The following is a 12,543-nucleotide window of genomic DNA, read 5'->3' on the forward strand; positions in this document are numbered from 1 at the left end:
CCAGCGTCAGAACAAACCTGATTCTCGGGCGATAAGTGCCGCGACAGTGCGGTTTGGCGCACCAATTTTACGGTACGTGTTCTTGATATGCAGTTTGACGGTGGGTTCCTGCACCTCTAGATCGCGGGCGATCTGTTTGTTCGTCTTACCCTCGGTCAAACCGCGCAGCACCTGCAATTCGCGCTTGGTCAGCTGATCAGCAATCGGATGCGGCGTCGCGGGTTCTTCGGCTGTCATAAATTCAACAGGCGCGTAACGTTCACCCATCGCCATAAACCGCACAGCGTTGACCAACGATTTGGCCGGCAAGGATTTGGGGATGAAACCGGCTGCACCCAGCTCTAATGCTTCTTCGGCAATTTCGCGGGTCGCTTCGCCTGAAATCAATGCAAAACGCTGATCGTTACCAGACGCGATGGCCGTCTTAAGCCCCTCAAGACCATTCATTCCGGGCATATTGAAGTCGAGCAGCACCAAATCGAACGGGCCATCCTGATCAAGTTTTCGTGTCGCTTCTTCGAATGTACCGGCAAGATCACTGGCTATCCCACCTTCGATATCCAGAAACATCGCCAAGGTATCCCTGACGAGTTCATGGTCGTCTGCAATAAGAACTTTCATATCAATCCTTTAGCGACACCCGCGTCCGTGACACGAACATACATCAAATCATCAAACAACATCATGGGGAAATAAAACCGATACAACTCTAGGTAGGCATGCACGCCTATTTTGTCGTTACAACCTATGTGCCAACCAAATGATTTCCCACACCTTCGTTGAGAACGATGACGAGGTAAAGTAAAAATACAATCAACTAAAACGTGATTATGCCTACAAAACCTACCCTTCTGGGTATCCCCTTATCCCTAAGTTCTTTTTACCGATTGCCGATTTAGTGCCAAAGTCGATGCACCGATAGAAGAGAGACTAACGTGCGTTTTTTATTACCCATCGCTTTTGCAGCCATTTGCGGACCGACAATTACAGCTGCAGAAGATTTCTTGGCACCGGTCGGGGATGTTATCCTCACGGTGGGTGGCGACATCGCACAGACCAACGTAGGCGAAACGCTGCAATTCGATTACGCCATGTTGGAAGCCTTGGATGACACGCAAATAGAAACCAGCACCATTTGGACGGATGGTGTCAGTGTTTTCCAAGGTGTCTCGCTTCATTTACTGGCCGATGTTCTGGGGACAACAACTGGATCGTTGCAAGCAACTGCTATCAACGATTATTCAGTGCAAATCCCTGTAACTGACGCGATCGAAGGCGGGCCAATACTGGCCTATTTAATGGACGGCGAGCGCATGTCGATCCGTGATAAAGGGCCACTTTGGATCATCTACCCGTATGACAGCGCATCGGAATATCGATCCGAGGTCATATATTCCCGCAGTATCTGGCAACTCGACAGAATAGCTGTCGTCAAGTAACCCCGTAGGTACAAATATTTCTTGAACCTTTGGGGCGGTCTTGTGCCAGCAACCACTCACACACGAACCCGAACCGGTCGGACCCTTGCGGGTCTGGCCGGTTTGGCTGCGCTTATCGCGATTGGTTTGTTAGCAAACAATGTTGCGCGCGAAATGCAAAGCCTGCGATCCGCAAGATCCGATAATGCGCAATGGTCGCTAGCCCAGACCGAGGTTGAGTTCCTCGATTTTGTAAACGCCGTGAACCTATTCGAAGAACCACCGGATCGGATCAGACGGCGTTTTGACATTTTTTATAGTCGTGTGAACACGATTGAAGTCGCGGAAGTTTACGAAAAGCTGCGCCAATCTGATCAATTCGCGTCGCAACTCGCCCTAACCCGTACCTTCTTGAACGAAGCAGTCACCATTGTTGATCTTTCCGACGAAGATTTCATTGCCCAACAGGACGCCCTGAAAACCCTCGCGCAGGACGCTCGCACCACAGTTCGGGGATTGTCGAATGCCGGTCTGTCGATTTTCGCTGCAAATGCGGACCGACAGCGCGAAGCCGTCGCCGGAACAGTGGCGCAATTGGCCGTGGCATTGGTGGTTTTTGTGGGGGCGCTCGCCACATCAATTTTATATCTCAACCGATTGAATACGATCAATATTACCCGTGAACGCGCGCAGAAAGAAATCGCGACCCGTATGAACACAGTGATCGAAACGTCACTGGACGGGATCATCGTAAGCAACGATTACGGCGAGATCATCGAGTTTTCGCAAGCCGCAGAGAAAATCTTTGGCTACGCAGCCGCCGAAGCCATCGGTCAGGATGTTGCCCACATCATTACCCCCAAAACAGTTCAGAATGAACAACGCACCGGACTACAGCGCGTCAGTCGCGGCGGGCTTCAGCATATGATCGGTGCAGGTCGCCGCCGTATGGACGCATCACGCAAAGACGGCAGCGTGTTTCCAATTGAATTGTCGATTCAAGCGGCAGAGCTTCACGACAGCAAAATCTACGTCGTTTTCGTACGCGATGTTTCTCGTGTTGTAGCCGCCGAACAGGAACTCGTCACGGCGCGCGATGCAGCTCTTGAAGGCGAAAAGATCAAGACCGATTTTGTGGCAACGATGAGCCACGAAATCCGCACGCCATTGAACGGGTTACTGGGTAACCTGTCGCTGATGCAGGATACTGAACTGACATCTCAGCAAGATCGCTACATGCGCAATATGGAAACCTCTGGTCGATTGCTGATGAGCCATATTTCAGATGTGCTGGATATTACGCGCTATGACGCGGGCAAACTGAAGGTCACGACTGACCCCATGAATATCAGCATTCTGGTTCAGGATATCATTGATAACCAAAGCGCAATGGCCGTGTCGTCGGATACCACGCTAAGGTGGCACTGGATCGGTGAAAGCCGCGACTGGGTGTTGTCCGATCCGGATCGGGTACAGCTAGTCTTGATCAACCTGATCAGTAACGCCGTAAAATTCACCCGCGCTGGCGAGGTTCTTGTGACAGCCGAAATCGGTGACAACAACGCGACTTCATCAGACAACATCGTATTTTGCATCCAAGATACCGGTCCCGGCATGACCGAAGAGCTGGCAAATCGTATCTTCGACGACTTTGTCACCGGTAACGCGGCATTTGATCGCGAAGTGGGCGGCACCGGCTTGGGCTTGAGTATTGCGAAGCGGTTTGTCGATGCGCTTGGTGGTGTCATTTCGGTGGAAACGGAAGTTGGGAAAGGCAGTGTATTCAAAGTCATATTACCGATGCCGCAAGCCGAAAAGCCTGTGGATGTCTATGCCACACCCAAAACAGTCCCACCAAGCACCATCCTTTCGATCTTGTTGGTTGATGATAACGACATTAACCGGATCCTAGCCCGCGAAATGTTGGAAAATGCTGGTCACAAAGTCGTCGAGGCGCACAACGGCAAATCAGGCGTAGAAGCCGCCGCCGAGACCCGTTTTGATCTGATTTTCATGGATATCAGCATGCCCGTGATGGATGGTCGCACTGCCGCACGCAAAATCCGTTCTGGCCATGGCAAGTCTGCGCAAACCCCGATTGTCGCCCTTACCGCGCACGCGCTGCCCGAAGACCAAGCGGCATTCAAAGAAGACGGGATGGTCGCAACGCTGACAAAACCGCTATCAAAGAACAGCCTTTTGGACGTTCTTAGATCGACCGAACTGCAGACTGTGCCTGATGCCGAAACGAGGGATCAAGGCGATGTGTACCGTTCAAAAGCCTACGGCAAAATGCTCAAGCGGTTCATTTCTGAGACCGACAGTTTTGTGGAATGGTCCCAGACGTCTAGTTTGCCGTTAGACGACATCGCCGATCAAGCCCACAAAATCGCTGGCAGTGCCGCTACGTTCCAATCCAAAGCATTCGCCAACAGCCTGTCAGATTTGTCGGTTGCAGCACGCGCGGGCGAAGTGACCTTCGTTGGCCATGCTTTGCAAGAGTTACCGACAGAATGGCAGGACACGAAACGAGGGCTTTTAGAGCGCAGTTAGGCTGGGTTAAAGTTGGTCTTTCAGGACCTTCAGCACTGCATCGGATGGCACATCGCTGGTGATAAAAGCATCACCGATTCCGCGGGCAAGGATGAACCGCAATTTGCCATCAAGCACCTTCTTGTCCTGTGCCATCAGATCCAACAACGCCTCTGCCCCAGGCAAATCGCCCGGTATGTCCGCAAGATCGGTCTTCATACCCATCGCTTTGAGATGTGCGCGCACGCGGCTTGGGTCTTCCTGACTACACAGGCCCAGACGGGATGACAGTTCAAACGCCAAAGCGCAGCCGATGGCGACACCTTCGCCGTGAAGCAACCGATCAGAATACCCAGTCGCAGCTTCAAGGGCGTGACAGAACGTGTGTCCAAGGTTCAGCAGAGCACGATCCCCCTGCTCTGTCTCGTCGCGCTTGACGATATCGGCTTTCATTTCGCACGACCGCGTCACCGCCTGTACACGTGCTGCCATATCGCCGCCCGCCATGCCCGGCGCATTGCTTTCCAGCCAATCGAAAAACTGCGCGTCGCCTAACAGGCCGTATTTGACGACTTCGCCGTACCCCGCAAGGAAATCGCGTTTTTCCAGCGTTGACAGAAGATCAGTATCCGCAAGCACTAAACTTGGCTGATGAAATGCGCCGATCAGGTTCTTGCCCGCCGGAGAGTTGATACCCGTCTTACCGCCAACCGAACTATCGACCTGCGCCAGCAACGTTGTCGGGATTTGCACAAAGCGGACCCCGCGCCGCAAGACTGCGGCTGCGAAGCCAGCCAGATCACCGATCACCCCGCCGCCAAAGGCCACGATGATATCGCCACGTTCAACTTTTTCGGACAAAAGCCATTCGACAGAACGTTCCAGCTGGGCCCAGCATTTTGTCGCTTCACCCGCAGGCAAGGCAAGCGCTGCAGAGGTCAGACCGGATGCCTCAAGGTTTGCTTGCAGCGTCGCAAGGTGTAGCCCCGCCACGGTTTCATCCGTGATAATTGTGACATGCGGGCGGCGCGTCATCTCGGCGATACGCGGTCCAGCTTGCGCCAATACACCCGGCCCAATCTGGATGTCATATTCGCGGCCGGGCAAATCAACGGAAACGGTACGCGGTGTCGTCGTCATGACAATTTCTCCAGCAGGTCTGGGTATTGAGACAAGGTTTTCACAACCGTATCGGTCGTTTGTTCAATGGATGCGTTGTCCGTAATTTTTATATGTATACCGGCCTGCGCATATACAGGCACGCGGACATCAAAAATATCGGACAGCGTCTGGCGTGGGTTGTCAGTACGCAAAAGCGGACGCGTATCCTTATTGCGAACCCGTTCCCACAAAATGTTCAAAGAGACATCAAGCCAGACGGCAGCCCCTTTATCGGCAATCGCGGCACGCACTGTGTCAGTCAGGAATGCGCCACCGCCTGTAGACAGAATACACGGATCGCCTGCCAACAACCGATCAATCACTTCGGCCTCGCGTTTACGAAAAAAGGCTTCACCGTCGCGTTCAAAAATCTCGGCGATTGAAATTGCGGCGGCTTCTTCAATGGCAGCGTCACTATCCAGAAATGGCACATCAAGCTGGGCCGCTAACGCCTTGCCAATGGCCGTTTTTCCCGATCCCATCATTCCAACCAGAACAACAGTCTTTTTCAGGCAATATGCATCTTCAGTGGCTTGAGACATGTCTGGTCCGCTGTATATTCAGGCAGGTCATCGGCTGTGACCCGCTTAATCATGATTTATATCATTCAATGGCGTGATCTTGCCGAAAAGGCCATATATAAACGCAAGCAAATGCGGGTCGATAACCGTAACATTGGGCAATTAACACAATTTCGAGGCAATCTATGTGGCGACTGATCAAAGCACTGGTATTTTTGACAGCTCTGGCTGCGATCGGCTTGATCGGCTACGCATATGTAGGTCCGATATTCTTCCCCGGTGATTTTGCCCCACCACGGGTTCAGGTCGTGGAACCTGTGACGTTGGATCTGGAGTGATATGAAACCTGTTGTTCTTACATTTGTTTTTGGCACGTTTGCCGCCACATTAGGACCTCAGGTTCACGCGCAATCGGCTGAACCCTTGTCAGCCATTGATTGGCTATCCCAAAGCGTTGAACCCGCAAAGATCCCGACACGCCGCCTACCAACGGCGCCTGCAGTGCGTGATGAAGCACCTGTTGCATCAGGCGCTGGGACACCATCCGTTACAACGACCCCGCTTGATGGACCGTCACCTGATCCGATTGGCCTGTTGTCATCCGATCTGACCGGTTTGCCTGCAACGCTTTGGTCCGCGAGTGAAGAAGCAACGCTGATTGCATTGCTCCAAGCCCAGCAAACCGATGGCTTGCCTGCGATGCAGGATTTGCTGAAAACCCTATTGATGGCTGAGGCTGATCCGCCATTAGGCGCGTCGGCTGCAGGCGGTTTGTTCCAAGCCCGTGTTGATAAGCTGCTGGATATCGGCGCGATTGAACCTGCCCAAGCCCTATTGGAACAGGCTGGTGCCGAGACGCCCGATCTTTTCCGCCGCTGGTTTGATGTGGCCCTGCTTACTGGATCAGAAGACATGGCCTGCCGCACCTTGCAGGCCCGCATTGACGTGGCCCCAACCTATGCCGCCCGCATTTTCTGCCTTGCCCGTGGCGGCGACTGGAATGCGGCCGCTTTGTCTTTGAATACGCATCGCGTGTTGGGCGATATTTCGGAAGATGAAGAAGCACTGCTGTCGCGCTTTCTTGATCCTGAACTTTACGAAGGTGAGCCGCCACTTGGCACGCCCGAACGGATCAGTCCACTGGTGTTTCGCCTTTATGAAGCAATTGGCGAACGGATGACGACAAACCGTCTGCCCCGTGCCTTTGCCCATGCAGACCTGCGCAATCAGGTCGGTTGGAAAAGCCAACTGGAAGCCGCCGAACGCCTCGCTCGCCATGGTGCCATCGCGGGCAATGTCTTGTTCGCGCTGTATACGTCGCGGCGGCCGTCGGCCTCTGGCGGGGTGTGGGACCGTGCGGATGCGATACAGGATTTCGACACAGCCATCCGGGATAACGATCCAGACGCGATTGCCGCGACCTTGCCTGCTGCTTGGGACGCGATGAAATTCGTAAAGACGGAAATCGCCTTTGCACAAAACTACGGACCCAATCTGGTCGACGTGCCCCTCGAAGGACAAGCCGCAGAAGTAGCCGCAGCCGTCGGCCTGTTGTCGTCATCGTATGAAGCAACAGCCATTGCCCGCAGCGACGGCGACGCGTTCCTTGTGGCACTTGCGCGCGGCGTTCCTCAGGGCGTTGAAGCAAACGACCCGCTACGCCGCGCCATTGCGGATGCATTTGGCGAAGTCAGCGCCCCTGATGCGTTGAAAGACATGGTTGATAACGGCCAATTGGGCGAAGCGATCCTGCGATCTATCGCCTTGGTTGATGTGGGCATGTCGGGCGATTACCAGACCTTGACCGAAGCGCTATCGTTTCTGCGATCCGTGGGTCTCGAAGACGTTGCTCGCCGTGCAGGCCTGCAATTGTTGTTATTAGAGCGGCCAACATGACCCCCGCTGATCGCCCGATGATGCACTGGGTGCAGGCGTTTCTAGAAGCGCAGGCCGCCGAACTTGATGCCGCGACAAACACACAACTGGCCTATGCTAATGACCTCAAGGATTTTGCCGGGTGGCTGACACCGCTTGGCAAACACTTTGCAACCGCGACCCAAGACGACGTTGAAGGTTATTTGATCGAATGTGATACCCAAGGGCTATCCGCATCGACGCGCGCACGCCGCCTGTCTGCAATCAAGCAATTGTACCGGTTTGCCTTTGAGGAAAGCTGGCGCGCGGACAATCCCGCCATCCAGATCAAAGGCCCCGGCAAGAAGAAATCACTGCCGAAAACGTTATCGATTGAAGAAGTTGACGCGCTGATCTCGGCCGCTGCGGCCCATAAGAAGGAAGGCAAGCGCAACGCCTGCCTGATGCAGCTGCTTTATGCCACGGGCATGCGGGTGACTGAACTGGTGACGCTGCCGGTGACGTCCGCACGCGGCGATCCTGCGATGCTGCTGGTCCGCGGCAAAGGCGGCAAAGAACGTATGGTCCCCCTGTCCCCGCCCGCTAAAGCGGCAATGGCAGAATGGCTGGTCGCATGGGATAAAGCCGACGACGCGGCACGCGCACTTGGCAAACCGTCATCGAAATTTCTGTTCCCGTCACGGTCCAAGGCCGGTCATCTGACGCGACATCGCTTCTTTGGCATGATCAAGGAATTTGCAGTCACGGCGGGAGTTTCGCCCGACAAAGTGACACCTCACACGCTGCGCCATGCCTTTGCCACGCATCTGTTGGCCGGTGGCGCGGATCTGCGGGCGATCCAGACGATGCTAGGCCACGCGGATGTGGCCACCACGGAAATTTACACGCATGTAGTTGACGAACGGCTGACGGCACTGGTGATGGAACATCACCCGCTGTCAAAGGCCAAAACAACGAAGGATGACGATGCGTCTTGATCGTCAGACCTGTAACCCTTACTTTCCCACCACCCTATTATTGAAAGAGAGCAATGGACCCCTCGACATTTGACGCCGCGTTTTGGATTACTGCGGCCGCTATTTTAGTTTTGCTTGCCATGTCAGGCTTTTTCTCTGGGTCCGAAACTGCTCTTACCGCCGCATCTCGGGGCAAATTACGCTCTGCTGCGGATCGTGGATCGAAGGGTGCTGAAACCGCGTTGGAACTGACAGACGACAGCGAACGGCTGATCGGGTCGGTTCTGCTGGGCAACAACGTCGTGAACATTCTGGCGACATCGCTTGCGACCGCCGTGCTGACCAAAGTCTTTGGCCAAAACGGCGTAGCGGCAGCGACCCTGATCATGACCTTACTGGTGCTGATCTTCGCCGAGGTACTGCCCAAAACCTACGCGATCACGAACCCCGAACTGGTCGCATCCCGCGTGGCGCGCCCGATTGCATTTGTGGTGCTGATCTTTTCACCCATCGTTGCGATGGTGCGTGTACTTGTCCGCGCAATCTTGCGCCTGTTCGGTGTGCAAACAGACCCAGACAGCCACATCCTTGCGGTTCGCGAAGAAATTGCAGGTGCCTTGCAACTTGGCCATTCAGAAGGGTTCGTCGAAAAGGAAGACCGCGACCGGATTTTGGGCGCGCTTGACCTGAACGAACGCGCGGTTGAAGAAATCATGCTGCACCGTTCAAACATCGAAATGGTTGATGCCGCCCTTCCCGCCCAAGAAATCCTGGCGCAAATCCTACAGTCCAAAAACACGCGCCACCCGATATACCGTGACGATCCCGAGAATATCGTCGGTGTGATCCACGCCAAAGACCTGTCGCGGGCGCTATATAATTTGCTGACCAGTGACGAAAACACGGAAAAAGCATTGCAATCCTTCGACATCATGTCGGTCGCAATGGACCCTTATTTTGTGCCTGAAACCACAACGCTCGACGATCAGATGCGCCAGTTCTTGCTGCGTAAAGCGCACTTTGCGCTCGTTGTGGACGAATACGGCGGTTTGCAGGGATTGATCACGCTGGAAGACATCTTGGAAGAAATCGTCGGCGAGATTGCCGATGAATTCGACGAAGACGAAGACCACCAGATCGAAAAATGTGCCGACGGCACCTATCTTGTCGACGGCAGTATGACGATCCGCGACCTGAACCGTGCCCACGACTGGAACATGCCCGACGAAGAAGCAAACACAGTGGCCGGTCTGGTCATTCACGAAGCACAGATGATCCCGATTGAAGGTCAGGTATTCAGTTTCCACGGCTTCCGGTTTGAAGTCGTGAGTAAAGAAGAAAACCGGATCGCCGAGCTGAAGATCCGGCCACTTTAATGACTTATCCGCCGGCGGCGCCTAGATGGTGCCTCCGGCGGAAATTTTTGGCCAAAGGGACCGAAGGATCAGCGTCCTTTGAACAGGCTGCCCAGAATACCACGCACCAACCGGCGACCTGTGGTGCCTTTGAGTTCTTTTGCCACGACCGATGCCAATGCTCCGCCGAAGCTGTTGTCTTTGGTGGACCGTTTTGAGGTTGAACGCCCCTTGGTGCCATTGCCCGAATAACGCCGTGCCGCTTTGAATTCGCGTTCTTTTTCTTCCAGACGCTCTTCTTCAGCTTCCGCCTTTTCCGCTTCGGCTGCTGCATCTGCCGCGCGTTTGGTCAGCATTTCATGCGCAGAGTTGCGGTCGATGGTTGTGTCGTACTTGCCCGCCATTGGTGACGCGTTCATCACCGCCTTGCGTTCGGTCGCGGACAACGGCCCCAATTGCGAAGACGGCGGGCGGATCAGCGTCCGTTCCACGATCATAGGGATACCCTTTGGATCGAGCATCGATGTGACCGCTTCGCCTGTTCCGACTTCCTGGATCGCCTCTGCGGTATCGAATGCCGGATTGTCGCGATAGGTTTGTGCGGCCAATTTCAGCTCTTTGCGATCTTTCGCTGTGAAGGCACGTAGGGCGTGCTGCACACGGTTGCCCAGCTGTGACAGCACATCGTCAGGCACGTCGGCAGGATTCTGCGTGATGAAATAGATGCCCACGCCTTTTGACCGGATCAGGCGGGCGACTTGTTCGACCTTATCAACCAGCGCTTTGGGCGCGTCGTCGAACAGCAAATGGGCTTCGTCGAAGAAAAACACGAGCTTGGGCTTATCGGGGTTGCCGACCTCCGGCATGACTTCGAACAATTCGGACAGCAGCCACAGCAGGAATGTCGCGTAAAGCCGCGGGCTGGCCATCAACTGGTCTGCCGCGAGGATGTTGATCATACCGCGCCCGTCCGTATCGGTGCGCATCAGATCGTGCAAATCAAGCGCGGGTTCGCCAAACAATGCAGACCCACCTTGGTTTTCCAACACAAGCAACTGTCGTTGGATCGCACCGACAGATGATGTTGAAACGTTGCCGTAGCGCAATGACAGATCAGACGCGTTTTGTCCGACCCAGACTAGCAACGCTTGCAGGTCTTTTAGGTCGAGCAACGGCAGACCTTCCTCATCGGCGACGCGGAAGGCGACGTTCATCACACCTTCTTGTACGTCCGTCAGTTCCATCAATCGGGACAACAGCAACGGCCCCATTTCGGCGACTGTCGCGCGGATCGGGTGGCCTTGTTTGCCAAACAAATCCCAGAACGTGACCGGAAACTTATCGTATTGCAGATCAAGGCCGATCGTCGCGGCCCGTTTCATAAACGCATCGTGCAATTTGAAGTCAGCGCTGCCCGACGCCGCAAGGCCCGACAGATCACCCTTCACGTCCGACAAAAACACCGGCACGCCATTAGCAGCAAACCCTTCAGCCAAAATCTGAAGCGTCACGGTTTTGCCGGTGCCCGTGGCACCCGCAATCAGACCATGACGGTTTGACTTATCAAGCAACAAGGATTGCGCTTCAGCGTAGTCTTGACCACCGCCACCAATAAAAATTCTGTCAGACATCCGCTGAGTACTCCTTTTGTGCTGAGACAAAATACATTCTTAACTAGTTTGCGCTAGGTCTAATGTAGCGCGGCCATCAACTCCCCCTCCCAGATGCGCAGCGCTTGACTCCCTGTCAGACTTGCCGTGCCTTCGGGCACGGCTTTTTTCGGCTTAATCCCCCGTTTTACTCAATTTTTCGAACTATCCAGTTGACGATCTGTGCGTCATTCCGTAGCGTTCGCGTAATAAGTCGGCAAAGTCCGACAGGGAGACATAGAAGAAGGGTCCTTGCGCTGCAGGGGCCCTTTTTTCTTGACCCATGTTAGTTGCGCAGGTGGATATAAGCAGACCTTTGCCGCTTTGGGCGGTTTTGCCCCTGACACCCGTGTTTTGCCGTGCTAATCCGAGTCAACTAAAACCAATGGACTGATATTCATGTTGAAGACCGCTACACCGTTTTTGGTCGCCTTGATGTTGGCGACACCTGCATTTGCACAAGAGACTGCGACTGACGACGCCACCACCTCCGAAGAAGCCGCACCAGCGGTTGACGCTGATCCTGCTGACGGCCTGTCATTGGGTACGTTGCTTGATGACGCAGCAGAACCAACTGTTGATGATCTTGCAGTTGGCCAACCTTACGTGCGTGGGGAATCTGGTGATTGGGTCTACCGTTGTCTGAAATCCGAACCCGGCAACGCCGATCCTTGCCAGCTTTATCAGCTGTTGAATGACTCGTCTGGCAATTCTGTCGCTGAAATCAGCATCTTCCCGCTGGAAGGTTCCGGTCGTGCAGCAGCTGGCGCAACAATCGTGGCACCACTTGAAACGCTTCTGACACAACAGCTGACCTTGTCAGTCGATGGCGGGGCGGCACGCCGTTACCCGTTCACATTCTGTAACACCGCAGGCTGCGTGGCCCGCGTGGGTTTCACAGCAGAAGAAGTCTCACAATTCAAACGCGGCAACGCGGCGACCATCGTAATGGTCCCAGCAGCGGCACCTGACGAAGCGGTTGAGCTGAACGTTTCGTTGAGCGGCTTCACGGCAGGCTACGACGGCTTGTCTGAATAACACACGATGTACGGTTGATAGATGGGCGCCCAGAGAAA

Annotated in this window: 11 protein-coding genes; 7 read left to right on the forward strand and 4 right to left on the reverse strand. The window is 54.4% G+C overall.

All coding sequences use genetic code 11. The features are described 5' to 3' along the window. Positions 1 to 6: 6 nt before the first annotated feature. On the reverse strand, positions 7 to 621 hold the full coding sequence (locus MWU61_RS12950) for a response regulator transcription factor (RefSeq protein WP_247128802.1): 615 nt from the start codon (positions 619 to 621) through the stop codon (positions 7 to 9). A gap of 314 nt (positions 622 to 935) precedes the next feature. On the opposite strand from MWU61_RS12950, the gene MWU61_RS12955 reads away from it, so the two are divergent. Both MWU61_RS12955 and MWU61_RS12960 read left to right on the forward strand, forming a co-directional pair. Beyond that, positions 936 to 1,439: an oxidoreductase gene (locus MWU61_RS12955; RefSeq protein ID WP_247128803.1), complete on the forward strand. Its 504-nt coding sequence runs from the start codon at positions 936 to 938 to the stop codon at positions 1,437 to 1,439. 42 nt (positions 1,440 to 1,481) lie between these two features. Next, entirely contained in the window at positions 1,482 to 3,971 is a 2,490-nt protein-coding gene (locus MWU61_RS12960) for an ATP-binding protein (RefSeq protein WP_247128804.1), read from the forward strand. Positions 3,972 to 3,977: 6 nt separating this feature from the next. On the opposite strand, the gene aroB is transcribed toward MWU61_RS12960, so the two are convergent. Further along, positions 3,978 to 5,090, reverse strand: a complete 1,113-nt coding sequence (gene aroB, locus MWU61_RS12965) for a 3-dehydroquinate synthase (RefSeq protein ID WP_247128805.1) — start codon at positions 5,088 to 5,090, stop codon at positions 3,978 to 3,980. Continuing rightward, positions 5,087 to 5,653 carry a shikimate kinase gene (locus tag MWU61_RS12970; RefSeq protein WP_247128806.1) on the reverse strand — a complete coding sequence of 189 codons (567 nt, stop codon included), beginning with the start codon at positions 5,651 to 5,653 and terminating at the stop codon, positions 5,087 to 5,089. The genes aroB and MWU61_RS12970 overlap by 4 nt, the downstream gene beginning before the upstream one ends. Positions 5,654 to 5,817: 164 nt before the next feature. Here MWU61_RS12970 and MWU61_RS12975 point away from each other — a divergent pair, with 164 nt between their 5' ends. From MWU61_RS12975 to MWU61_RS12990, 4 genes are read left to right on the forward strand one after another with little or no spacing between them, the layout of a single operon-like run. After that, positions 5,818 to 5,970, forward strand: coding sequence for a hypothetical protein (locus MWU61_RS12975; protein WP_247128807.1), 153 nt, complete (start codon positions 5,818 to 5,820; stop codon positions 5,968 to 5,970). A 1-nt stretch (position 5,971) separates the two neighbouring features. Then, a complete protein-coding gene (locus MWU61_RS12980; protein ID WP_247128808.1) occupies positions 5,972 to 7,528 on the forward strand; it encodes a hypothetical protein in 1,557 nt (518 codons plus the stop codon). Continuing rightward, positions 7,525 to 8,484, forward strand: coding sequence for a site-specific tyrosine recombinase XerD (locus MWU61_RS12985; RefSeq protein WP_247128809.1), 960 nt, complete (start codon positions 7,525 to 7,527; stop codon positions 8,482 to 8,484). Before MWU61_RS12980 ends, MWU61_RS12985 begins: the two co-directional genes overlap by 4 nt. 53 nt (positions 8,485 to 8,537) lie before the next feature. After that, positions 8,538 to 9,839 carry an HlyC/CorC family transporter gene (locus MWU61_RS12990; protein ID WP_247128810.1) on the forward strand — a complete coding sequence of 434 codons (1,302 nt, stop codon included), beginning with the start codon at positions 8,538 to 8,540 and terminating at the stop codon, positions 9,837 to 9,839. A 68-nt stretch (positions 9,840 to 9,907) separates the two neighbouring features. Here the strand turns inward: MWU61_RS12990 and MWU61_RS12995 are convergent, their stop codons facing one another. Further along, on the reverse strand, positions 9,908 to 11,449 hold the full coding sequence (locus tag MWU61_RS12995; RefSeq protein ID WP_247128811.1) for a helicase HerA-like domain-containing protein: 1,542 nt from the start codon (positions 11,447 to 11,449) through the stop codon (positions 9,908 to 9,910). A gap of 417 nt (positions 11,450 to 11,866) precedes the next feature. Between MWU61_RS12995 and MWU61_RS13000 the strand changes: the two genes are divergently transcribed. Then, positions 11,867 to 12,505 carry an invasion associated locus B family protein gene (locus tag MWU61_RS13000; protein WP_247128812.1) on the forward strand — a complete coding sequence of 213 codons (639 nt, stop codon included), beginning with the start codon at positions 11,867 to 11,869 and terminating at the stop codon, positions 12,503 to 12,505. Positions 12,506 to 12,543: the final 38 nt, after the last annotated feature.

This window comes from Loktanella sp. F6476L (assembly GCF_023015725.1).
Classification (GTDB): domain Bacteria; phylum Pseudomonadota; class Alphaproteobacteria; order Rhodobacterales; family Rhodobacteraceae; genus Yoonia.